Genomic DNA, 23,446 nt, shown 5'->3' with positions numbered 1-23,446 from the left:
GGGGCGTGACCCTAGAATCGCACCTGATCGTGCGGTCTGGGATCGCACAGGAGTCGAATCCCGTCATGACCTTGAGCCCGTTCCACCCTGCCCGCCCTCTCGCGAGAGCGTGGGTCGCTGTGCTGACGCTCTCCGCGATGATCGCGATCGGACTCGGCCTCACCGCCCCCGCCGTCGCCGACGATGCGGACGGTGACGCGGGCAGCACCGCCGCGATCGTGCTGACAGCCGCACCCTCCGGCGCAGGCATCGTCTCGACGACGGGTGCGCTGACCCTGACCCTCTCGGCCTACAACCCCACTCTCGCCGACGTGGACGCGGGCGCCGTCCGCGTGACGACGTCGGCGACCGCGCTCGGCGACCGCGCGGCGACGCGCGCGTGGCTTCAGGGCGACACCACTGACGCGTCCCGCACCGAGACGGTCCTCGCCGACACGACGCTCGCTCCCGTCGCGAGCCGCGCAACGGGAGCGACGACGATCAGCCTCGACGCGGCGGCCTTCGCGGCCCGCACGCCCGGCATCTACCCCGTCCGCGCCGACTACACGACGCCGCAAGGTGTCGTCACGGCGCGGACCGTACTCGTCGTTCCGCCCGCCACGACGGGCGGAACGGTGACGGTCATCGCGCCGATCACGGCGCCCGCGCGGTCGACGGGTCTGCTCACCGCCGACGAGCTCACTACGCTGACGGCTCCCGGTGGACAGCTGCGCAGCGCGCTCGACGCCGTGACCGGATCGAACGCCGTGCTCGCCGTGGATCCCGCGATCGTCGCCGCCATCCGCGTGCTCGGCACCGCCGCACCCGCGAGCGCCGTCGCCTGGCTGTCCGACCTGATGACACTGCCCAACCCGCGCTTCGCCCTGCAGTTCGGCGATGCTGACCTCGCGACCCAGATCGCCGCCGGCCTCGGCGCACCCCTCACCGCGCTGCCACTCGACCCCTACATGTCTGCGCGCGACTTCCGCGCGGCATCCGGGGCACCCGGTGACTCCGCGAGCTCCGCAACGCCGACCCCCGCCCCGAGCGCGCCAACCGCTCTGCCCACGCTCGCTCAGCTCACTGACGTGGGAGGCTCGGGCGATGCCGTCCTCTGGCCCGCGACGGGCACGGCCGGCGCTGAGACGGTGGCGGCTCTCGCCCCGGCATCCAGCCTCACGCTGATCGATTCGGGCGCGGTGACGGATGCCGTGGCTCCCGCCTGGGCGACGGCGCCCGATGCCGGCGACGCCCGCCTCCTCGTCTACGACGCCGACACCTCGCGCGCGCTCGGCGCGGCCGCCGCCAGCGATGCCGCCCCCGCGCGCGATGCCGCCCTGGCCGCCGCATCCGCCTACGCGCAGTTCGCGACCGCCGATGCCGGCGCGGGCGCACTCGTCGTCACGATCGACCGCTCGGGTGCGTCGCCGTCGCTGCGCGCGGCGCTGCAGACGGCCTCCGGCCTTGCCGGGCGCACCGCGAGTTCCGACCTCACTGGCCTCACGAGCGGGGCGGCCACCCCCGTCACGCTCCGTACAGCGACTGCCGGGACGGCCGAAGAGACACGCGTCGCCCATCTGCAGGCGCTCCTGAACGACGAGAGCGACCTGCAGAGCTTCTCGTCGATCCTCGCCGACCCGAGCGTGCTGACCTCTCCCGAGCGCGCGGCGATCCTGCAGCTCATCGGCAACGGATGGCGCGCCGCGACGACGGAGGCGGCCGACGCCGCGTACACCGATCACCGTGCGCAGACGCGCGACACCCTCGACGCGGTCGCGATCACGCCGCCCGTCGACATCACGCTCGCCGCTTCGAGCGCCCCGCTGAACTTCTCGGTGCGCAACGACCTGCGCTGGCCGGTGTCGGTCGTCCTCGTCGCGACGCGGAACGACCCACGCCTGGTCGTTCAGAGCACGACCCCGGTCGAAGCGGGCCCGTCGCAGAACACCCGAGTGCAGGTGCCCGTCCAGGCACGGGTCGGCAGCGGCGAATCGACGCTCGACCTGCAGCTGCGGAGCGCCACGGGCGTTGCGATCGGCGACGCGGTGCCCGTGCACGTGTCGGTGCACGCCGAATGGGAGTCCGTCGGACTCATCATCATGATCACGCTCGTGGCGGCGCTCCTGATCGTCGGGGTCGTCCGCACCGTGCTGAAGCTGAGAAGCCGGCGCGCTTCGGCGACCGGGTCCCGCACGACGAAGAGTGAGGATGCCGATGGCTAGCCTCGGTCGCGCCAGCGCCATCATCGGGGCGGGCACTCTCTTCTCCCGCATCACGGGTCTTGTCCGCTCGCTCGTTCTCGTCGCCGTGATCGGCTCGTACGGCAGCCGTGCTGCCGACGCCTTCAGCGTCGCGGCGACGCTGCCGACGAACGTCTACGAACTGCTGGCGGCGGGCGTCATCACGGGCATCATCGTGCCGCAGATCGTCAAAGCGGCCGCTCACACCGACGGCGGCTCACGGTACGTCTCCAAACTCCTCACCCTCGGCGCGGTCGTCCTGGTCGCCGCCACAGCGCTCATGATGGCGATCGCACCTGTCCTCGTCTGGCTGTACGCGGCCTCGTGGGGTCCGCAGCAGCACGCGCTGGCCGTCGCGTTCGCCTACTGGGTGCTGCCGCAGCTGCTGTTCTACGGCCTGTTCGCCCTTCTCGGCGAAGTCCTGAACGCGCGCAAAGTCTTCGGTCCGTACAGCTGGGCTCCGACGGTCAACAACCTCGTCTCGATCGCCGGGTTCGGGGTGTTCCTCGCCGTCTTCGGCGGTCCGTTCACCGAGCTGTCGGACTGGGATGCCGGCATGATCGCTCTGCTCGGTGGAACGGCTACCCTCGGCATCGCACTCCAGACGGTCGTGCTGCTGTTCTTCTGGAAGCGCACGAAACTGCACGTGCGCCCCGACTTCCGGTGGCGCGGCATCGGCCTGCGGCACATCGGCACCCTCGCGTGGTGGACCTTTCTCGCCGTCGTCGTGGGTCAGGTCGCCGGCATCGTGCAGAGTCAGGTCGTGACGCTCGCATCGGGCAAGGCGAGCGTTTCGGTGATGGTCTACGCGTGGCTGATCTTCATGCTGCCGCACTCGATCGTCGCGATGTCCATCTCGACGACGTACTTCACGCGGCTCGCCGAGGATGTCACCGCCGGACGGCTCGACCGCGTCGGCCCGAACCTCGACGAGTCGATCCGAGCGATCGCCCTTTTCGCGTTCGGCTTCACGGCGGCGATCGCCGCGGCATCCGTCCCCCTCACCCGCGTCTTCACGAATAGCACGGAAGGCGCTGTCGCCATGGCGTGGGTGCTGTGCGCCTACCTCATCGCGCTCGTGCCGTTCGGGGTGCTCGTCGTGCTGCGCCGCGCCTTCTTCGCCTTCCAGGACACCCGCACACCGTTCGTGTTCTCGTTCGTGCAGGCAGCGCTCGCGGCGATCGGCGCCGTCATCGCCGTGATCGCCGTGTACCTCGGCATCCTGCCGCTCGCCTTCCTCGCCGCGACCGTCGCGCTCGCGCAGTCGCTGTCGACATACGTGCAGCTACCGGTCGCGCTGCGTCTGCTGCGCCGTCACACCGACACGGCCGCGCTGCACCCGACGTGGCGCGCCCTCGGCCGCTTCGCGCTCGCGGCGGTTCCCGCGTTCATCGGAGGGTGGGTGGTGTTCCTCCTGCTCGGGGGGGCCGGCGGATGGATGACGAGCGACCGGTTCCTGGGAGCGGCCGGCGGCGCGATCGTCGGCGCGGCATCCCTCCTCGTGTACGTCGCCGCGCTCGCCGCGCTGCGCGCACCGGAGCTGGCCATCGCGGCCCGTCTCGTCCGCCGGATCATCGGCCGCTGACGACCCGCCTCCCCCGTCGTGGAATGCGCCGCGGTTACCATGGGTTCTAAGCTTCGTGGGCCGCTTCGGGCCGCAGGGAAAGCCTCCGAAACGCCTCGGAAAGCCATCAACGCCTCGGAAAGGCAGAGCAGTGCGACAGGTCATCATCATCGGTTCCGGCCCGGCGGGCTTCACCGCCGCGATCTACGCGGCGCGGGCGAACCTCTCCCCGCTGCTCGTCGCGAGCTCCGTCGAGACCGGCGGTGAGCTCATGAACACCACCGAGGTCGAGAACTTCCCCGGGTTCCCCGAGGGCATCATGGGCCCCGAGCTCATGGCCAAGATGCAGGAGCAGGCCGAGAAGTTCGGGACCGAAGTCCTCTACCAGGACGTCGTCGAACTCGACCTGTCGGGTGACGTGAAGAAGGTCACGCTGGGCAACGGCGCCGTGCACGAGGCCGAGTCGGTCATCTTCGCCACAGGCTCCGCACCCCGCAAGATCGGTATCGCGGGCGAGCAGCGCCTCTCCGGCCACGGCGTCTCGTACTGCGCGACGTGCGACGGCTTCTTCTTCCGCGAGCAGCAGATCGCCGTCATCGGGGGCGGCGACTCGGCGATGGAGGAGGCGACGTTCCTGACGAAGTTCGCCTCGAAGGTGTACATCGTGCACCGCCGCGACGAGCTGCGCGCGTCGAAGATCATGCAGGACCGTGCGTTCGCGAACGAGAAGATCGAGTTCGTCTGGAACAGCGAGGTCGCCGATGTCCTCGGCGGTGACGCTGTCACGGGCCTGCTGCTGCGCGACACGGTCGACGGCTCGACGCGAGAACTGCCCGTGACCGGGGTCTTCGTCGCAATCGGAAACGACCCGCGCACCCACCTCGTGCACGACCAGCTGCGCCTGACCGAACACGGAACCGTGTGGGTCGACGGCCGTTCCTCGCGTACGTCGGTCGCCGGAGTCTTCGCCGCGGGCGACGTGGTCGACCCGACGTACCGGCAGGCCGTCACCGCCGCGGCATCCGGCACCACCGCAGCCCTCGACGTCGAGCACTATCTCGCCGCTCGCGGTGACGCCGGTCTTCCCGAAGTGGATGCCTCGGAGATCGACCACCTCACGGATGCCGACGGCGACGCCGACACCGCCGCAGCACCCGCGGCGGCCGGCGCGGTCTGACACACGCGCAGCGGAACAATTCCGACGCCGAACGCGTTTCACCACAGCGAACCACCCCTAAGGAGAACACAATGACCGCGAAGGCCACGAGCGAGAGCACCTGGCAGCAGGACGTCATCGACGCAGAAGGCCCCGTCCTGGTCGACTTCTGGGCCGCCTGGTGCGGGCCGTGCCGCATGGTCGGCCCCATCCTCGACGAGATCCAGTCCGAGAACGGCGACAAGATCACCGTTCTGAAGCTCAACGTCGACGAGAACCCCAACCTCGCGATGGAGTACCAGATCACCTCGATCCCCGCGATGAAGGTCTTCAACAAGGGCCAGGTCGAGAAGACGATCATCGGCGCCAAGCCGAAATTCGCCCTCGAGCAGGACCTCGCCACCTACCTCGCCTGACCACCGTAATCGCCTGACCACCGACGCCGCGGCGCTCCCGTTCACCGGTCGAGCGCCGCGGCGTCGTCAGTTCGTGGTGTCCTCAGCGCGCCGTGTCGTCAGGACGCCTGGACGCGAACCGAGGCATCCCACGTACGGTGCGGCTCACTGCCGAGCAGACGCCACACGGCGCGCGTGAGCGCGGGGTAGTCGAGCGAAATCTGACGCAGCACCCGATAGTTGCGCGCGACAGTGGGCCGATTGCCGCCGTCGGCGGCGATGTTCTCGGCGCGGAGGGTCAGAACGACCAGCTCGTCGACAGACGGCAGGTCCTCCATGAAATCCCACGGGTCCTCCCCGTCGCGGATCCGCTCCTCGACGAGCACCGACAGTTCGTCGGACGCCTCGGCGCGCAGGACCTCGAGGCTCGCGCGTCGAGGGAGCGGTGGGCGTTCGGTCACCCCTCCAGCCTACGCTCCTGCAGCGGAGCCGTACTCGGTCTCACCGATCTCTGCGAGGATGCGGTTGAGGTCCTGGATGGTGGCGAAATCGATGATGACCTGGCCTTTTCTTGCCGAAAGCGAGATCTTCACCTTTGTGTTGAGCCGGTCCCCCAAGCGCTCAGCGACGTCGTCGAGATGAGCGCGACGAGCGCCGGCCTTCGGTGCCGGGGTCCGCTGCACCGCGGCATCCACTCCCTTGGCCGCGGCCTCTGCCGCACGCACGGACAGGTCCTCGTTGACGATCTTGTCCGAGAGGCGCTGCATCGCCTCGACGCTGTCGAGTGAGAGGATCGCGCGCGCGTGCCCGGCGCTCAGCACCCCGGCGGCGACGCGCTGCTGCACCGGCACGGGCAGCTTCAGGAGGCGGATCGTGTTGCTGATCTGCGGACGCGATCGGCCGATGCGCGTCGCGAGCTGCTCCTGGGTGATGCCGAAATCCTCGAGGAGCTGCTGATAGGCGGATGCCTCTTCGAGCGGGTTGAGCTGGGAACGGTGCAGGTTCTCGAGCAGCGCGTCACGCAGCAGGTCGTCGTCGGCGGTGTCGCGCACAATCGCGGGAATCGAGGCGAGTCCGGCTTCGCGCGAGGCGCGGGTGCGCCGCTCACCCATGATGAGCTCATAGGCGCCCTCGTCGTTGCGGCGCACGACGACCGGCTGCAGCACGCCGAACTCCCGCACACTGTGCACGAGCTCCGCCAGATCATCCGGGTCGAAGTTGGTACGCGGCTGCCGCGGGTTCGGCACGATCTCGTTGGGGTCGATCTCGATGAGGCGCGCCCCCGGCACGGCGAGGAGGTCGACAGCCTCGTCTGCGGCGGTGCCCTCCGTGGGAGCATTCACCCCGCCGCCCGACGTCGAGGAGGTCTTCTCCACGGACGCCGGCGTCGACGCAGAATCGGGGGCGGGTGTTGCCGCCCCCGGGAAGAACACGTCGACCGGACGGGACTCGGTGCTCTCGGTCGTCGGAATGAGGGCGCCGATCCCCCGGCCCAGTCCTGTGCGCTTCGCCATCAGATGCCTTCCTCGTTCGTCTTCGTCCGCTGCCGTTGCACCAGCTCCACCGCGGCCTCGCGGTAGGACACGGCCCCGACCGACTGCGGGTCGTATGCGATGACCGTCTGCCCGAAGCTCGGCGCCTCCGACACCCGCACGGTGCGCGGGATCACGGTCTTCAGCACCTCGCTCGGGAAGTGCTGGCGCACCTCCTCGGCGACCTGCTGCGCGAGCCGGGTACGACCGTCGTACATCGTCAGGACGATCGTCGACAGGTGGAGCGCCGGATTCAGGTGCTTCTGAATCATCCGGATGCTGCCGAGCAGCTGGCTGAGGCCCTCCAGTGCGTAGTACTCGCACTGGATCGGGATCATCAACTCGCCGGCGGCCGTGAAGGCATTGATCGTGAGCAGACCGAGCGACGGGGGGCAGTCGATGAGGACGTAATCCAGCCGCTCCGTCGATGTCGCAAGGTACTCCTCGAGTGCGGTGCGGAGACGGTGCTCTCGTGCGACCTGGGAGACGAGTTCGATCTCTGCGCCGGCGAGGTGGATCGTGCTGGGAGCGCACAGCAGGTTAGGAGACTCCGGGCTCGTCTGGATGATGTCGGCGAGCGGGAACTCATCGATCAGCACGTCATACACACTCGGGATGTCGGCGGTGTGCGGCACGCCGAGCGCCGTCGACGCATTCCCCTGCGGATCGAGATCGATCACCAGCACTCGAGCCCCGAGGGTCGCGAGCGCGGCGGCGATGTTGACGGTTGTGGTGGTCTTTCCCACGCCGCCCTTCTGGTTCGACACCGTGATGACCCGTGTCGTTCCCTCGAAATCGAGTGACACCGCATCGAGCGCCCGGCGCCGTGATGTGAGGTCGGCGAGTTCACGAGCGATCGGGCTGTCGTCGATGGAGAAGGGTGCGGGAGCGGTCGCGTTCTCCGATTCCTGCACCGCGGACTCCTATCGCTTCGGGGACCTTCCCACTGTAGTCGAGGCCCACGACGCCGAGGTCCCCTCTCGATGGGCGGCGACGTTTCACGTGAAACACATCGCGTGGCGCGCCGTAGAGCCGGCCCATGTTTCACGTGAAACGCCTTCTCCTCACTGAATGGAATCGAAGCTGCCGCACCGCTCCCCACAGGGACCGGATCGCGGCCGTTCATCGAGCGCCGCACCACGCCCAGTGAACGGAGATCGTGGACACAACGACCACACCGATGTTTCACGTGAAACACCCAATGCTCGCGCAGTGATGTCGAGGTGCGCGGCAGTGGTGCGCGACGGACGGCATCCGAGGTTGCCGACACACCGAGGAGGAGCATCCGCCGCAGGAAGGAATGTCCACGAGAGTTGGCGCACCCTGACGGCCCGTACACCGATCGGTCCGGCGTGAACACCCATCCATGCCCGACGGCACATCAACGGAACTCCACGTGCCGATGGTGTGGCATATATGGCGCCGCGCACTGGCGTAACCGAGGTACGTACCCGCCGATGTTTCACGTGAAACACCTCCTCCGCCAGGCCGCGCTCATTTGCGATGCGCACGTCTTCACGACGGTCGACAACCGTGAGGCCTCGCCATCGCCTCCTGGTTGCCGTGACATGCCCCGCGAGCACCGCCGGTCGCGGCAGGAGCTCTCGGGTGTGTGGTCCTTCAATCAAGGAGATGCTGCTGTGCGCGCCGGGGCGTGAGGTGACGACCGTTTGCGGATGCCAGGGCGGACTACGAACCCGATCCGACGCGGTCCGTGGCCACAAGGCGTACTTGTCCCGGGCGATAGGTGGCCGCCTCTGCACCCGCGGGAGCACGACGGCCATCTCGGAGCCGGGCGACCAGAACCGGCACCGCCGGCGTGATCCTCAACGCCTTCATCGCCTAGATACCAGTGCTGGCGGAACCGGGCTCAGCGAGATTCTCGATCAGGTTCAGTTGTGTCCCGTCAGGGTCGACGAGGAACCCGGCGCGTTGCCCCCACGGCTGCACCTCCACGGGGTGCAGCCGCGGAAGACCGGCAGTCTGCTCGCCGACGCCTGACCCCTTGATCTGCCGATACAGCTCATCGAGGTCATCGACTCGGACGCTGCACATGAAGGAGCTCTCCTCGGGCACATGGCCAGGGAACAGGAAGAACTCCAGCCGAAGCTCGCCACGGCAGAGGATCAACCAACCCGCTGGCAACGTCGCGTGACGTCAGCCCGCCGCCGTGGCGCGGATGACGCGTGTCGGCTCGGAGATGACACCCTCCCCCACGACTTCGACGCGCGCATTCTGGAGCTTGTACTTCCGAATCGCCTTCTCAGCCGCCCCGATCTCGTTCTGCGCGTTCGCGCCTTTGAGAAGGATCAGCTCACCACCGGCGCGCAGCAGGGGAGCCGTCAGAGGGATGAGCGTGCGCAGTGCACTCACGGCACGAGCGGTCACCGCATCCAGCACCGGCCCACGTGTCCAGTCTTCGCCACGCGCACGTAGCACTTCCACGTTCGCGAGGCCCAGAGCGGAGGTCTGCTCCTGCAACCAGGCGACTCGGCGTTCCATCGGCTCGATCAGGACCCATTGCACATCGGGACGCGCGATCGCGAGAACGATCCCGGGCAGTCCCGCACCGGACCCGATGTCTCCGACGACGCCGCCGGTGGGGAAAAGAGGTGCGGCGACGGCCGAGTTCAGGATGTGACGCGTCCACAGACGCGGCGGCTCCAGCGGCCCGATGAGACCGCGCTCCTCGCCGTGTTCACCCAGTGCTGCCGCGAACCGGCGCGCGCGATCGATGTGCTCGCCGAAGACGACGGATGCCTCAGTCGGCTCGACCTCGATCATCTCGATGTTTCACGTGAAACGCCCGGCGTCAGCCGCGGCGAATCACCGTGTGCCGGTCAGCGCCTTCGCCGTACGACTCGGACACGAGCCCCCGCGCGGCGACGACGTCGTGCACCAGCTTCCGCTCGTAGCTCGACATGGCGGGAAGCGATGCTTGCGACGCGCCCTCGTCGAGACGGGCGATCGCGCGGTCGACCAGGTTCTCGAGCTGTCGCTGTCGCGCATCGCGCGACCCGCCCACGTCGAGGATCAGACGGGAGAACCGTCCGGTCTGCGTCTGTACTGCGATCCGCGTGAGCTCCTGCAGCGCCTGCACCGTGTCGGGAGACGAGATCAGCGTGAGCGCGTCCTCGTCATCGTTCTCCACGGAGACGTACGCGCGTCCGGCACGCACATCGAGAGTCAGATCACCGTCGATGTCGGCGATGTCGAGCAGACCCTCGAGGTAGTCCGCTGCGATGTCGCCCTCTTGCTCGAGTTGCTCGACGCTCGTCGACGCGCCCGCGCCGTCCACGTGCGTACCCGCCTGGTCAGTCGTGTTGCTCATCGTTCTTCTCCCGCCCCGCTCAGGACTCGCCCTGCGGCTTGTTCTTCTGCGCCTGCTTCTTCGCGCGCTGCTTGCTGACGGGCTGCTGGCGCTTCGGTGCTTCGGCCTTGGCTTTCTGCGCCTCCTCATACAGACGCTTCTGCTCCGCCTCGTACTTCTCCATCGGGATGACCTTCCCCGAGGCATCCAGTGCCTTGCCCTTGCGCGCCAGGCGCTCCTCACGCGCCTTCGCCGCCTCGGAGCCGGGCGTGGGCAGGTTCCGGATGACGAGGAACTGCTGCACCATCGTCCAGATGTTCGAGGTGAACCAGTAGAGCACGACGCCCAGCGGGAAGAAGACGCCCGAGAAGATGAAGGCGAGCGGAAGGATGTAGAGCATGATGCGCTGCATCTGATACGCCTGACCGGTCTTGGCCTCAGGCGAGAGGTTCTTCGAGATGATCTGCAGCTGGGTGATGAACTGCGACGCGATCATGAGGATGACGAGGACCACGAGGATCGCGACGGTCGCCTCCCAGCCATCCGGCTTCTGGCCGACAGCCTCAGTGAGACTCGTGTGCAGGGGAGCGACGCCGAAGAGCTTCGCCTCGTAGAACTGCCAGGTGAGATCCTTGTTGAGCAGGCCGACGCCGCCCATGCCCCACTCGGCGTGCTTCTTGACGTCCGACAGCGTGTAGAACATGCCGAGGAGGATCGGCATCTGCACGAGGAGCGGAAGACAGCTCGACACCGGCGTGGTGCCGTGCTTCTTGTAGAGAGCCATCGTCTCGCGACTCATCGCCTCACGCGACAGCTGATCCTTCTTGCCGCGGTACTTCTCCTGAACTTTCCGCAGTTCAGGAGCGATTTCCATCATCTTGCGCTGACTCTTGATCTGCCGCACGAACAGCGGGATGAGCGCGGAGCGCACGACGACAACGAGGCCGATGATCGACAGCACCCAGGTCAGACCTGCGTCTGCCGGCAGGCCGACGGCCGTGAAGATCCAGTGCCAGAACACCAGGATCGCCTCGACGATCCACTTGAACGGCCACATGATCGCGCTGAAGAAGTCCAGGCTCGTGCCGGGCATCGGCGTGGTCGGAGTCGGCACCACCGGGGTGGGGGTGGCGGCAGCGCGGTACAGAAGATCCAGCACGGATCAGTCCTTTCTGGGCGACGTACCCACGGGAGGGTCGTCGGTTGCGGGCACGACGAAACCGTGCGGAGTCAGCTCGTGTCGGAAGTTGCGGTGCAGTGGCACGTCGTCGACGCCTCCGCGTGCCCACGGATGGCAGCGCGCGAGACGCGCGGCGGTCAGAGCGGACCCCTTGAGCAGTCCGTGCTGCTGGACCGCGCCGACCGCGTAGGCAGAACACGACGGGTAGTACTTGCAGACGTCGCCGTAGACATGCGAGATGGTCGCCCGATACCCGTGCAGGAGCGCAAGACCGGCATTGCGGGGAAGAAGCGGAACCGCGGAAAGGACGTCGGATGCCGAGAAGCGGCCGGTCCCGAGCGAGTAGGACGGCAGCGTCGTGACGCTCACGCGGCGGCTCGCCGGCTCAGGCAGCGGACGACCTCGGCCCGCAGCGCCGCGAAGTCGGCGACCGCCGCGGACGGCAGCGCCCGGATCACCACATCGGTGCCGGGCGCGACGCTCGGCAATGCCTCTGCGCAGACGGCCTTCAGTCGCCTGCGTACGGTGTTGCGGGTCACTGCGGAGCCCACCTGCTTGCTCACGATGAAGCCGAAACGAGCCGCGCGATCAGATGTCGACGGCTCGTGCACGGACTCGGACGCGGCGACGACGTAGGTCACCGTATGCGGACCGGCGCAACGGGACCCCCCGCGGACGACGGCTCTGTACTCCGCCCCGCGGGTGATGCGATTCCCGCGCGCCAGCACCGCGAGAAGGTCAGGCCGAGAGCTCGGTACGACCCTTGGCGCGACGCGCCGACAGGATCGAACGACCGGCACGCGTACGCATGCGGGCGCGGAAGCCGTGCTTCTTGGCGCGGCGGCGGTTGTTGGGCTGGAACGTGCGCTTGCTCATGTGGATCACTCCGGATCGGCGGGTCACCCGAACGCTCTAGACCGGGGACACAGGTACAGGGGACTGCCCAGGTGGGCATAAGTCAACCTACTGAGGATACGTCGAGTCGCCCCAGACCTCAAACCGACGCGGACCGAAGGGATATTATCCACCGCCTGTGGATGACCACTGGCAAGGACACGCGGGCCGGAACTACAGTGGATTTTGCCCTCGACAGGGTCGCTGACTACCGTGGCTCGGGTAGTTATCCACAGGGGGTTGCATTGTCTCAGCACGACGTTCCCGATGTTCCGGTCTGGACCGCTGCGCGCGCCCTGCTGGATGCCGACGAGCGCGTGACCCCTCAGATGCAGGGCTTCCTCAGCCTCGCCGTCGCGCAGGGAGTGATGAGTGGAACCCTGTATCTCGACGTGCCGAACGACCTCACCGCAGCCCAGCTGAACAAGCGGCTGCGCGCTCCCATCATGGAGGCGCTCGCCCGCGTCGACGCCGAGCCGAGCGCGACGTCATTTCGTGTGGTGGTGAACCCCGAACTCGCCGACGCGCACCTGACCGCGCCGATCCCGGTCCAGCCTCCCGGCGGTGTGTCCGAGACATCCGGTTCCACGGCACCGCTGTCCGGCCCCCTCGCCCCACCGATCTCGCGCCCCGGCATTGAGGACATCGCTGACATCGCTCCGGGCGCCTCGCGCAGCGACACCCGACTGAATCCGAAGTACTCCTTCGACAACTTCGTCATCGGCCAGTCCAATCGCTTTGCTCACGCGGCCGCCGTCGCCGTCGCCGAAGCGCCCGCCAAGGCATACAACCCGCTGTTCATCTACGGGGATTCCGGCCTCGGCAAGACGCACCTGCTGCACGCGATCGGCGACTACGCGCTGAGCCTGTACAGCGGCATCCGCGTGCGATACGTCTCGAGCGAAGAGTTCACGAACGATTTCATCAACTCGATCGCCAACAACCGCGGCTCGGCGTTCCAGGCTCGGTATCGCGACGTCGACATCCTCATGATCGACGACATCCAGTTCTTGCAGGGCAAGGCAGAGACGCAGGAAGCGTTCTTCCACACGTTCAACACGCTGCACGACCACGACAAGCAGGTCGTGATCACGAGCGATGTCCCGCCGCGCCACCTCACCGGATTCGAAGACCGCATGCGCAGCCGGTTCGAGTGGGGCCTCATCACCGATGTCCAGGCTCCCGACCTCGAGACGCGCATCGCCATTCTGCGCAAGAAGGCGCAGTCCGAGCGTCTTCTCGTTCCCGACGAGGTGCTCGAGTACATCGCGACCAAGGTGTCCAGCAACATCCGCGAACTCGAGGGCGCGCTCATCCGTGTCTCGGCCTTCGCGAGCCTGAACCGCTCGACGCTCGACATCGCACTGGCTCAGACCGTGCTCCGCGACATCGTCGACACCGACGACGCCAACGTCATCCTTCCGACCGACATCATCGCCGCGACGGCCCAGTACTTCCGGCTGTCGGTGGACGACCTCTACGGTTCGAGCCGTTCGCAATCGGTCGCGACCGCGCGACAGATCGCGATGTACCTCTGCCGCGAGCGTACGAACCTGTCCTTGCCGAAGATCGGTCAGCTTTTCGGCAATCGCGACCACACGACCGTGATGTACGCGTGCAAGAAGATCGCGGAACTCATGAAGGAACGCCGCTCGATCTACAACCAGGTCTCGGAGATCACGACGCAGCTCGGTCGCGTCTCACGATGACCCTCGCCGGGTGATCGACACCTGCGACTTGACATCGAGCGGCGGTGTCCTCCACTATTCGCGTTCTTCACAGTGTGGAGAGCCTGTGGATAACTTGCCTTCGAATCGGGATGCCTGTGAACGGATCCGCGATCACTGTGGATGATCGACCGCGTCGTCGGTGTCCCGCGTTCCCGCTCCATCACCGGCATCCGCAGCTCGCTCACAACTTACACACGTGTGGTTTCCGCTCCTGGAGCGGGATCGACGCGGTTATCCACAGTTTCCACAGCTGTTAACACCATGACAAAGATCCATCTAGAGAAATCCGATTCGATCACCAGGGCGGCCGGCGAGCGCCGCGAAAGCAGCCCTGCGAGAATCACGAGACCGGGCACTAGCATGGAGACGCCCGAGCCGACCCCCAGGGAGCACCAGTGAAGTTCCACGTGAATCGCGACGTCTTCAGCGAGGCCGTGTCATTCGTCGTCAAGCTCCTGCCCCAGCGCAACCCGCAGCCCATCCTGGCCGGCGTGCTCATCGAGGCATCCGACGAGGGCCTGTCGCTCGCAGCGTTCGACTACGAGGCCTCGGCACGGACGACCATCGAAGCGACCGTCGACGAGCCGGGCACGATCCTCGTCCACGGCCGGCTGCTCTCCGAGATCGCGAGTCGCCTGCCGGGCGCCCCGATCCAGATCGAGGTCACGGAAGACGACGGCATCCTGCTCACGTGCGGCTCCGCCCGGTTCACCCTCGCGTCGATGCCGGTACAGGAATACCCCGCGATCCCCGAGGTGACCGGTGAGTCCGGCCTCGTACCGGCCGATGACTTCGCGACAGCGATCTCGCAGGTCGCCTTCGCGGCCTCGCGCGACGATGTCACCCCGGTCCTCACGGGGGTGCAGCTCGAGGTCGCCGGCACGTCGCTCAGCCTCGTCGCGACCGACCGCTACCGCGTCGCCCTCCGTGATGTGCAGTGGGACGGCGGCACCGTCGCCGGCGACGAGTCCACCACCGCGCTCGTCCCTGCGCGCACGCTCACCGAGGTCGGCAAGACCTTCGCGCACTCCGGTGACATCCAGGTGTCTTTCTCGGGCTCGGGCGATCGTGAGATCATCGCGTTCACGTCCGGCAACAAGACGGTGACGTCGCTCCTCATCAAGGGCAACTTCCCGCCCGTGCGCCGCCTCTTCCCCGAGCAGACCGATCACTACGCGGTCGTGAACACCGCCGATCTCGCCGAGGCCGTGCGTCGTGTGTCGCTCGTGCTCGACCGTTCGGCGCCGCTGCGGTTCACGTTCACCGAGGACGGCGTGTCGATGGATGCCGCGGGCACCGAGCAGGCGCGGGCAACCGAGTCGGTCGACGCGACGCTGACCGGTGAAGAGGTGACGCTGGGCCTCAACCCGCAGTACCTCCTCGAAGCCCTCGGCGCCGTCAAGAGCGAATTCGCGCGCATCACGTTCACCTCGAGCGACAACGCCAACAAGCTGAGCCCCGTTCTCATCACGCCCCAGACCTCGGGTGCGCCGGAGAGCTTCAAGTACCTGCTGCAGCCGAACCTGCTCCTGCGCTGAGCGTGATCACCGTCCGGCCCCCCAATTAGGCTGAGTCGGTGATCGTGGAGCAGCTGAGTCTCGTCGACTTCCGCAACTACGCGGTCGCCGATGTAAAGCTCGCGGCCGGGGCGAACGTCTTCGTCGGTAGGAACGGTCAGGGCAAGACGAATCTCGCCGAGGCGATCGGCTACTTCGCGACGCTCGGTTCGCATCGCGTGTCGCAGGATGCGCCGATGGTGCGCGACGGCGCGGATGCCGCGATCGTGCGCATGCGCCTCGCCTACGGCGAACGCCGCGTGCTTCTGGAGTCGCAGCTGAACCGGACCGGAAGCAACAAGGCGCGCGTCAACGGCTCACCGGTGAAGACGTCCGAGCTCCCGCGCTACGCGCAGGTCGTGCTGTTCGCGCCGGAAGACCTCCAGATCGTCCGTGCCGACCCGTCGGCACGGCGACGCTTCGTCGACCAGCTCCTCATTCAGCGTGCGCCGCGCATGGCCGGTGTGCTCGGAGATTACGACCGCGTGCTGAAGCAGCGGACCGCCCTGCTGAAGTCGGCGCGCGCCCGCGGCATCCGCGGCGACGCGCTGTCGACGCTCGACGTGTGGGATGACAAGCTCGTCGCGCTCGGCACCGACATCATCCGCGCTCGGCTCGCGCTGGCGGCTGACCTCGCCGGACCGGTCGCCGCGGCATACACCGCGATCGCCGGTGAGGACCACCGGCCTGAACTCGAATGGGCACTGTCGATCGGCGGCGGCGACCCCGAGGATGACGTCGACGCGGGTGCGGGGGATGCGGGGTCCACGGACCCGCGTGCCGCCCCGTCGCCGCCGGCTCAGGCCGCGGAGATCCAGGCGCAGTTCCGTGCCGCGCTGGCCGACAAACGTGCGGCCGAGCTCGACCGAGGACTCACGCTCGTCGGTCCCCATCGCGACGACCTTCTTCTGCGTGTTCGCGGGCTCCCGGTGAAGGGATATGCCTCGCACGGGGAGTCGTGGTCTGTCGCACTGTCGCTGCGCCTGGCATCCGCCGAGCTGCTGCGTGCGCAGTCGCAGCTGGGAGACCCGATCCTCATCCTGGACGATGTCTTCGCCGAACTCGACGCCGATCGACGCGCGCGCTTGGCCGCGCTCGTCGAAGGCTACGAGCAAGTGGTCGTGACGGCGGCCGTCGAGGCCGACGTCCCGCTCGCCCTGCGCGCCCGCACAGTCCGGGTCGTCGCGGGGACGATCGTCGCCGAGGATGAACTCGAGGAAGGGGGTCCCGATGTCTGACGACGTTCCCGAGACGATCGGAACCTACCTGCGCCTGCGCGGTCTCGAACCCTCGCCGCGCGCCGCGCGCCGCCGCCGCAAGCGTGCCGTCGACGACGATGACAAGCAGCCGTTCGCGCCCGGTCGCGACCCGAAGGGTCTCGGTGACGCCCTCGCCGACCTCACCCGCCAGTCCGGGTGGGACGCCCAGCTCGCGCGTGAGGACCTCGTGCTCCAGTGGGAGGAGGTCACCGGTGCCGAGACGGCACGGCACGCCAATCCCGTGGCTCTCGAGGGCGGCATCCTCACCGTCCAGTGCGACTCGACGGCGTGGGCGAAGAACCTGCAGCTCATGCGCGCGGAGATCGTGACCCAGCTCATGCGACGCTTCCCCGACGCGAACGTGCAGAACGTCCGTTTCGTGGGACCCGACGTCCCCTCGTGGAAATGGGGCCCCAGAGCCGTTCCAGGGCGGGGCCCTCGCGATACCTACGGGTGAGGGACGTCCGTCGACCTCCGCACCTCTTTCGCGGCGCCACAGGGCCGTTCAGCGGGCGAAACGGAGCGCAGACCCGATAGAATGGAATGTCTCCGATCAGGAGGCGCCTCGATCATCCGCCACGCCAGGAGCGCTCGAAACCTATGACATCCGATACCCCCGACAGCGTTCCCGAGGACATCCCCACGACGCAGCCCGCGCAGGCGAAGAGAGTCGAGAACGAGTACGGGGCAGATGCCATCCAGGTGCTCGAAGGACTCGAGGCCGTGCGCAAGCGCCCCGGCATGTACATCGGCTCGACCGGTGAGCGGGGCCTCCATCACCTCGTGTACGAGATCGTCGACAACTCCGTCGACGAGGCGCTCGCGGGCCACAACGATCTGGTCGATGTGACGATCCTCGCCGACGGCGGCATCCGCGTGGTCGATCGTGGCCGCGGCATCCCTGTCGACCCGCACGCCTCCGATCCCACCAAGTCGACCGTCGAGGTCGTGCTCACGGTCCTGCACGCCGGCGGCAAGTTCGGCGGCGGCGGCTACGCCGTCTCCGGTGGTCTGCACGGCGTGGGCTCGTCCGTCGTGAACGCCCTGTCGACGCGATTCGAGGTCGAGATCCGCCGCCAGGGGTTCGTCTGGCGGCAGGTCTTCGCCGACGGCGGCAAGCCGCAGGGCCCTCTCGAGCAGGGTGAGACGACGGACGAGACCGGCACGGTCATCACTTTCTGGCCGGATGCCACGATCTTCGAGACCGTCGAGTTCGAATACGACACGCTGCGCACCCGCTTCCAGCAGACGGCCTTCCTCAACAAGGGCCTGCGGATCACGCTGCGCGACGAGCGCCCCGCCTCTGCGTACGTCGTCGACGGCGAGGACGGCACGGCCGTCGAGAAGCAGCCGCTCGACGACTTCCATTACGAGCGCGGTCTCGTCGACTACGTCGAGTACCTCAACAAGGTGCGCAAGGCCGAGATCGTCAACGACGAGATCATCGAGGTCGAGTCGGAGGACACCGAGCGGCATATCTCGCTCGAGCTGGCGATGCAGTGGACGACGAGCTACACCGAGAACGTCTTCACCTTCGCGAACACGATCAACACCCACGAGGGCGGCACGCACGAAGAGGGCTTCCGTGCGGCGTTGACGACGCTCATCAACAAGTACGCGCGCGCGAACAACCTCCTCAAGGAGAAGGACGACAACCTCACGGGTGAGGACATCCGCGAGGGACTCACCGCGGTCATCTCGGTCAAGCTCTCCGAACCGCAGTTCGAGGGGCAGACGAAGACGAAGCTCGGCAACACCGAGGCGAAGGCCTTCGTGCAGAAGATCGTCGGCGACCAGCTCACCGACTGGCTGGACCGCAATCCGGCGCAGGCCAAGCGCATCATCACGAAGGCGATCGATGCGGCCACCGCACGCCTTGCGGCGCGCAAGGCTCGCGAGACCGCGCGCCGAAAGAGCGTCTTCGAGTCGTTCTCCATGCCCGAGAAGCTCAAGGACTGCACGAGCAAGGATCCCTCGATCTCCGAGATCTTCCTCGTCGAGGGCGACTCGGCCGGTGGCTCCGCGGTGTCCGGCCGCGACCCCGAGCGTCAGGCGATCCTGTCGCTGCGCGGCAAGATCCTCAACGTCGAGAAGGCGCGCCTGGACCGTGCCCTCGGCAACGCCGAGATCCAGGCGATGATCTCGGCGTTCGGCACGGGCATCGGCGAGGACTTCGACGTCGAGAAGGCGCGCTATCACAAGATCGTCCTGATGGCGGATGCCGATGTCGACGGCCAGCACATCACGACGCTTCTGCTCACGCTGCTGTTCCGGTACATGCGGGGGCTCATCGAGGCCGGCTATGTCTACCTCGCGATGCCGCCGCTGTTCCGCCTCAAGTGGTCGAACTCCCCGCACGAGTACGTCTACAGCGACCGGGAGCGCGACGCGCTGCTCGCCGCCGGTCTCGAAGAGGGCAAGCGCATCCCGAAGGACAACGGCGTGCAGCGCTACAAGGGCCTCGGCGAGATGAACGCCAAGGAGCTCTGGGAGACGACGATGGATCCTGAGACCCGCACGCTCCGCCAGGTGACGATCGACGACGCGGCCGCGGCCGACGAGATCTTCTCCATCCTCATGGGCGAAGACGTCGAATCGCGCCGCGGGTTCATCCAGCGCAACGCCAAGGACGTCCGCTTCCTGGACATCTGATCGAGAGAACACAGTGACTGACGAAGAACGCCCCGACCCGACCGCGCACTACAACCACGGGAACATCGACCAGGTCGACCTCCAGGTCGAGATGCAGCGAAGCTATCTCGACTACGCGATGAGCGTCATCGTCGGCCGTGCGCTGCCCGACGTGCGTGACGGCCTCAAGCCGGTGCACCGGCGCGTTATCTACGGCATGTACGACGGCGGTTACCGTCCCGACAAGGGGTTCAACAAGTGCGCCCGCATCGTCGGCGACGTCATGGGTCAGTTCCACCCGCACGGAGACTCGGCGATCTACGATGCGCTCGTCCGTCTCGTGCAGCCGTGGTCGCTGCGCTACCCGCTGGCCGAGGGTCAGGGCAACTTCGGCACCCCCGGCAACATGGGCGCTGCAGCCTCCCGGTACACCGAGACCAAGATGGCGCCGCTGGCCATGGAGATGGTTCGCGACATCGACGAGGACACCGTCGATTTCGAGCCCAACTACGACGGCAAGACGGAGGAGCCGACGGTCCTGCCGGCGCGCTTCCCCAACCTGCTCGTCAACGGCTCGGTGGGTATCGCCGTCGGTATGGCGACGAACATCCCTCCGCACAACCTCCGCGAGGTCGCCGATGGTGCGCTCTGGGCACTCGAGCACCCCGACGCGACGCGCGACGAGCTGCTCGAGGCGCTCATGGCGCGCATCCCGGGCCCCGACTTCCCCACCGGCGCGCAGATCCTCGGTACGAAGGGCATCCGTGAGGCGCAGCGCACCGGCCGCGGCTCGATCACGATGCGTGCCGTCGTGAACGTCGAGGAGATCCACGGCCGCACGTGCCTCGTGGTCACCGAGCTTCCGTATCAGGTGAACCCCGACAACGTCGCCGCGAAGATCCGCGACCTCGCCCGCGACGGCAAGCTCCAGGGCATCGCCGACATCCGCGACGAGACGAGCGATCGCACGGGTCAGCGGCTCGTCATCGTCCTGAAGCGGGATGCCGTGGCCAAGGTCGTCCTGAACAACCTGTACAAGCACACGCAGCTGCAGGAGAACTTCGGCGCGAACATGCTCGCGATCGTCGACGGCGTGCCGCGCACGCTCGCGCTCGACGGGTTCGTCTCGTACTGGATCGAGCACCAGGTCGAGGTCATCGTCCGCCGCACGCAGTATCGCCTGCGCAAGGCCGAGGAGGACGCGCACATCCAGCGCGGCTACGCGCTCGCCCTCGACGCCCTCGACGAGGTCATCGCGCTCATCCGCCGCTCCCCCGATGTCGACGCCGCGCGCACGGGCCTCATGGAGCTGCTCGGTGTGGACGAGATCCAGGCCGACGCGATCCTCGCGATGCAGCTGCGCCGCCTCGCCGCCCTCGAGCGTCAGAAAATCCTCGACAAGCTCGCGGAGCTCGAACGCCAGATCGCGGAGTACCAGGCGATCCTCGCCGACGAGGGGCGCCAGCGCACCATCATCTCCGAGGAGCTGACGGGCATCGTCGACAAGTTCGGCGACGAGCGTCGTACGCACATCCTGCACGGATTCGACGGCGACATGTCGATGGAGGACCTCATCCCCGAGGAGGAGGTCGTCGTCACGGTCACGCGCGACGGCTATATCAAGCGCACGCGCAGCGACAACTACCGCTCCCAGCATCGCGGCGGCAAGGGCGTCAAGGGCGCGCAGCTGCGTGCCGACGACGTGGTCGAGCACTTCTTCGTGACGACGACGCACCACTGGCTGCTGTTCTTCACCTCCAAGGGGCGCGTCTACCGCGCGAAGGGCTACGAGCTGCCCGAGGCGGGCCGGGATGCCAAGGGTCAGCACGTCGCGAACCTGCTCGCCCTGCAGCCGGGTGAGGAGATCGCGCAGATCCTCGACATCCGCGACTACAAGGTCGCGACGCACCTGGTGCTCGCGACCCGTGACGGCAAGATCAAGAAGACCTTCCTGAGCGAGTACGACACGAACCGTCAGGGCGGGATCATCGCGATCCGCCTGCGCGGCCAGGAGGACGAGACCGGGGGCGACGAAGTCGTCAGCGCTCTGCTCGTCAACGACACCGACGACATCCTCCTGATCTCGCGGCACGGTATGTCGCTGCGGTTCACCGCGACCGACGATTCGCTGCGTCCGATGGGCCGCGCGACGGAGGGCGTCAAGGGGATGAGCTTCCGCGAAGGCGATTCGCTGCTCTCGGCATCCGTCGCTGCGGACGACGCGTTCGTGTTCGTCGTGACCGAAGGCGGGTACGCGAAGCGCACCAAGGTGAGCGAGTACCGCCTGCAGGGACGAGGCGGCCTGGGCATCAAGGTGGCCAAACTCAGCGAGGATCGGGGTGATCTCGCGGGGGGCCTGATGGTCGCCGAGGACGACGAGGTCTTGGTGGTTCTTGCCAGCGGCAAGGTGGTACGCTCTGCCGTGGCCGAGGTCCCCGCCAAGGGTCGCGACACCATGGGTGTCGTCTTCGCCCGCCCCGATGACGACGATCGCATCCTCGCGATCGCCCGGAACTCGGAGCGTACCCTGGGCGACGCCGACGAAATGGCGAGCCCCGCGGACGAGACCACGCCCTCGACCCCCGAAGAGAGTGACACTGACGCATGAGCACGGTAGCCGACAAGCTGGCCAAGAAGTCATCGAGCAAGACGAGCGCGAAGCAGGTGCGCCTGCGCCTCGTGTACGTCGATTTCTGGTCGGCCGTGAAGCTGTCGTTCCTCGCCGCGGTCGCCCTCGCGATCGTCACGATCGTCGGTGCGTTCCTCGTGTTCATGGTGCTCCAGACCACGGGCATGATCACGCGTCTCGACGACCTCTTCAAGGCGTTCGACGACAATTTCGTGCTGAGCGACTACATCGGCCTTTCGCAGGTCATGGCGTTCTCGGCGATCGTCGCGATCCTGAACCTCATCGTCGTCACCGTGCTCGGTGCGGTCGTCGCCGGCATCTACAACCTCATGGTGAAGGTCACCGGCGGCCTGCTCGTCGGCTTCACCTCCAACTGACTCGATTTCTGCTTTGCCCGCGAGTCGGGTAAAGTCTTGGAGGTTGACGGCGGCGACGCCGGCCTCCACACGGGGCTATAGCTCAGGCGGTTAGAGCGCTTCACTGATAATGAAGAGGTCCCAGGTTCAAGTCCTGGTAGCCCCACCACCCCGTAGATTTCTCCACAGGGGGCCTTAGCTCAGTTGGTAGAGCGCCTGCTTTGCAAGCAGGATGTCAGGAGTTCGAATCTCCTAGGCTCCACAGTCCCTTTATCCCCAGGTCAGCGGCCACTTTCCACAGCATCCGCGGCCGTCTCTGGGAGCGCCTGAAGGCCTCCGCGTGCCAGCCCCGTGCCAGTAGCGCCGCCGATGGCCCCTCCAGCCAGCACGTCCAGGGCCGCCGCGAGGGTCGCGTTCCGCTCCTCCGCCGCGTGCTGGTAGATGAGTGCCGCGCGTGCGGTCCGGTGCCCGGCGCGGGCCATGAGTTCGCGCGTCGTCGCACCCACCTGGGCCGCCGCCGTGAGCCCCGCGTGCCGCACGTCGTGCACGTGGAACTGCCCGAGCCCCACGGACCTCGCCGCCTTTCGCCACGCCTGCCCGAGGCCGTGGCTGGTGATGCCGTCCGGGCCGCCGAACATCGGGGACTTCGGGAACCCCGTCGTCGCGGACAGGTGCGCCTCGACCTCCGCCGCGATGCTGGGCGGGAGCGGCACCGTCCGCGCGTTGCCGGTCTTCGTGCCGGAGGTCACCGGCTTGCCGTTCACGAGCGTCGTCTGCCGCTCCACCTGGAGGAGCCCATCCGCGTAGTCGCCGCGCTGGAGGGCGATCAACTCGCCGGACCGCATGTGTGCGCCGAACATCACCCGAAGGGGCAGGTGCCAGCGGGCGGGCATGGCGGCCACGATGACGCCAAGGTCCTGGGGGTGGACTGACCCCGTTTTGTAGGTCCAGTCGTTGTGTGAGTCGTCCTGTCGCCCGAGGGTTCGGGCAGGGAGACTGGTCAGATCATGACGAACAGCAGGAAGCGTCACACCC

22 protein-coding genes and 2 tRNA genes are annotated in these 23,446 nt (G+C 67.4%); 13 read left to right on the top strand and 11 right to left on the bottom strand.

Translation table 11 applies throughout. From position 1 onward, the window contains the following. Nucleotides 1-65: 65 nt before the first annotated feature. The 4 genes from WFI52_RS08230 (at nt 66) to trxA (ending at nt 5,355) form a co-directional block, all read left to right on the top strand. On the top strand, nt 66-2,201 hold the full coding sequence (locus tag WFI52_RS08230; RefSeq protein WP_336626867.1) for a DUF6049 family protein: 2,136 nt from the start codon (nt 66-68) through the stop codon (nt 2,199-2,201). Then, entirely contained in the window at nt 2,194-3,804 is a 1,611-nt protein-coding gene (gene murJ, locus WFI52_RS08225) for a murein biosynthesis integral membrane protein MurJ (protein ID WP_336626868.1), read from the top strand. Before WFI52_RS08230 ends, murJ begins: the two co-directional genes overlap by 8 nt. Nucleotides 3,805-3,934: 130 nt before the next feature. Continuing rightward, on the top strand, nt 3,935-4,960 hold the full coding sequence (trxB, locus tag WFI52_RS08220) for a thioredoxin-disulfide reductase (protein WP_336626869.1): 1,026 nt from the start codon (nt 3,935-3,937) through the stop codon (nt 4,958-4,960). Nucleotides 4,961-5,031: 71 nt separating this feature from the next. Further along, nucleotides 5,032-5,355 carry a thioredoxin gene (trxA, locus tag WFI52_RS08215; protein WP_336626870.1) on the top strand — a complete coding sequence of 108 codons (324 nt, stop codon included), beginning with the start codon at nt 5,032-5,034 and terminating at the stop codon, nt 5,353-5,355. A 98-nt stretch (nt 5,356-5,453) separates the two neighbouring features. Here the strand turns inward: trxA and WFI52_RS08210 are convergent, their stop codons facing one another. From WFI52_RS08210 to rpmH, 10 genes are all read right to left on the bottom strand, one after another. Continuing rightward, nucleotides 5,454-5,795 (bottom strand): tryptophan synthase subunit alpha, encoded by a 342-nt coding sequence (locus WFI52_RS08210; protein ID WP_336626871.1) that lies wholly within the window; start codon nt 5,793-5,795, stop codon nt 5,454-5,456. 9 nt (nt 5,796-5,804) lie between these two features. Then, a complete protein-coding gene (locus WFI52_RS08205; protein ID WP_336626872.1) occupies nt 5,805-6,848 on the bottom strand; it encodes a ParB/RepB/Spo0J family partition protein in 1,044 nt (347 codons plus the stop codon). Then, complete coding sequence (locus WFI52_RS08200) at nt 6,848-7,780, bottom strand: ParA family protein (RefSeq protein ID WP_336626873.1); 933 nt, start codon at nt 7,778-7,780, stop codon at nt 6,848-6,850. The genes WFI52_RS08205 and WFI52_RS08200 overlap by 1 nt, the downstream gene beginning before the upstream one ends. 928 nt (nt 7,781-8,708) lie before the next feature. Further along, nucleotides 8,709-8,921, bottom strand: coding sequence for a hypothetical protein (locus WFI52_RS08195; protein ID WP_336626874.1), 213 nt, complete (start codon nt 8,919-8,921; stop codon nt 8,709-8,711). Between the two features lie 102 nt (nt 8,922-9,023). Further along, nucleotides 9,024-9,650: a 16S rRNA (guanine(527)-N(7))-methyltransferase RsmG gene (rsmG, locus tag WFI52_RS08190; protein WP_336626875.1), complete on the bottom strand. Its 627-nt coding sequence runs from the start codon at nt 9,648-9,650 to the stop codon at nt 9,024-9,026. A gap of 28 nt (nt 9,651-9,678) precedes the next feature. Then, on the bottom strand, nt 9,679-10,197 hold the full coding sequence (locus tag WFI52_RS08185; RefSeq protein ID WP_336626876.1) for a Jag family protein: 519 nt from the start codon (nt 10,195-10,197) through the stop codon (nt 9,679-9,681). A 19-nt stretch (nt 10,198-10,216) separates the two neighbouring features. Further along, the gene (gene yidC / locus WFI52_RS08180; protein WP_336626899.1) at nt 10,217-11,332 is read right to left on the bottom strand and encodes a membrane protein insertase YidC; all 1,116 of its coding nucleotides are present in this window, start codon (nt 11,330-11,332) and stop codon (nt 10,217-10,219) included. A gap of 6 nt (nt 11,333-11,338) precedes the next feature. Further along, on the bottom strand, nt 11,339-11,725 hold the full coding sequence (yidD, locus tag WFI52_RS08175; protein ID WP_336626877.1) for a membrane protein insertion efficiency factor YidD: 387 nt from the start codon (nt 11,723-11,725) through the stop codon (nt 11,339-11,341). After that, on the bottom strand, nt 11,722-12,084 hold the full coding sequence (gene rnpA / locus WFI52_RS08170; protein ID WP_336626878.1) for a ribonuclease P protein component: 363 nt from the start codon (nt 12,082-12,084) through the stop codon (nt 11,722-11,724). Before rnpA ends, yidD begins: the two co-directional genes overlap by 4 nt. A 10-nt stretch (nt 12,085-12,094) precedes the next feature. Next, nucleotides 12,095-12,232 carry a 50S ribosomal protein L34 gene (gene rpmH / locus WFI52_RS08165; RefSeq protein WP_005054680.1) on the bottom strand — a complete coding sequence of 46 codons (138 nt, stop codon included), beginning with the start codon at nt 12,230-12,232 and terminating at the stop codon, nt 12,095-12,097. A 161-nt stretch (nt 12,233-12,393) separates the two neighbouring features. Between rpmH and dnaA the strand changes: the two genes are divergently transcribed. The 9 genes from dnaA (at nt 12,394) to WFI52_RS08120 (ending at nt 22,673) form a co-directional block, all read left to right on the top strand. Beyond that, nucleotides 12,394-13,959, top strand: coding sequence for a chromosomal replication initiator protein DnaA (gene dnaA / locus WFI52_RS08160; RefSeq protein WP_442927723.1), 1,566 nt, complete (start codon nt 12,394-12,396; stop codon nt 13,957-13,959). 416 nt (nt 13,960-14,375) lie between these two features. Further along, nucleotides 14,376-15,518: a DNA polymerase III subunit beta gene (dnaN, locus tag WFI52_RS08155; protein ID WP_336626880.1), complete on the top strand. Its 1,143-nt coding sequence runs from the start codon at nt 14,376-14,378 to the stop codon at nt 15,516-15,518. A 38-nt stretch (nt 15,519-15,556) separates the two neighbouring features. Continuing rightward, nucleotides 15,557-16,774, top strand: coding sequence for a DNA replication/repair protein RecF (recF, locus tag WFI52_RS08150; protein ID WP_336626881.1), 1,218 nt, complete (start codon nt 15,557-15,559; stop codon nt 16,772-16,774). Beyond that, a complete protein-coding gene (locus WFI52_RS08145; protein ID WP_336626882.1) occupies nt 16,767-17,252 on the top strand; it encodes a DUF721 domain-containing protein in 486 nt (161 codons plus the stop codon). The genes recF and WFI52_RS08145 overlap by 8 nt, the downstream gene beginning before the upstream one ends. 143 nt (nt 17,253-17,395) lie before the next feature. Next, entirely contained in the window at nt 17,396-19,447 is a 2,052-nt protein-coding gene (gyrB, locus tag WFI52_RS08140) for a DNA topoisomerase (ATP-hydrolyzing) subunit B (RefSeq protein ID WP_336626883.1), read from the top strand. 13 nt (nt 19,448-19,460) lie between these two features. Further along, nucleotides 19,461-22,034 (top strand): DNA gyrase subunit A, encoded by a 2,574-nt coding sequence (gene gyrA / locus WFI52_RS08135; protein WP_336626884.1) that lies wholly within the window; start codon nt 19,461-19,463, stop codon nt 22,032-22,034. Continuing rightward, nucleotides 22,031-22,432, top strand: coding sequence for a DUF3566 domain-containing protein (locus WFI52_RS08130; protein WP_292860421.1), 402 nt, complete (start codon nt 22,031-22,033; stop codon nt 22,430-22,432). Before gyrA ends, WFI52_RS08130 begins: the two co-directional genes overlap by 4 nt. A 71-nt stretch (nt 22,433-22,503) precedes the next feature. Then, nucleotides 22,504-22,580, top strand: a tRNA-Ile gene (locus tag WFI52_RS08125). A 20-nt stretch (nt 22,581-22,600) separates the two neighbouring features. Then, nucleotides 22,601-22,673, top strand: a tRNA-Ala gene (locus tag WFI52_RS08120). Between the two features lie 19 nt (nt 22,674-22,692). Here the strand turns inward: WFI52_RS08120 and WFI52_RS08115 are convergent. Beyond that, nucleotides 22,693-23,304 (bottom strand): tyrosine-type recombinase/integrase, encoded by a 612-nt coding sequence (locus WFI52_RS08115; protein ID WP_336626885.1) that lies wholly within the window; start codon nt 23,302-23,304, stop codon nt 22,693-22,695. Nucleotides 23,305-23,446 lie beyond the last annotated feature (142 nt).

Source organism: Microbacterium sp. MMO-20, assembly GCF_037147735.1.
Lineage (GTDB): Bacteria > Actinomycetota > Actinomycetes > Actinomycetales > Microbacteriaceae > Microbacterium.
This window is presented reverse-complemented; position numbering and strand designations above follow the sequence as displayed.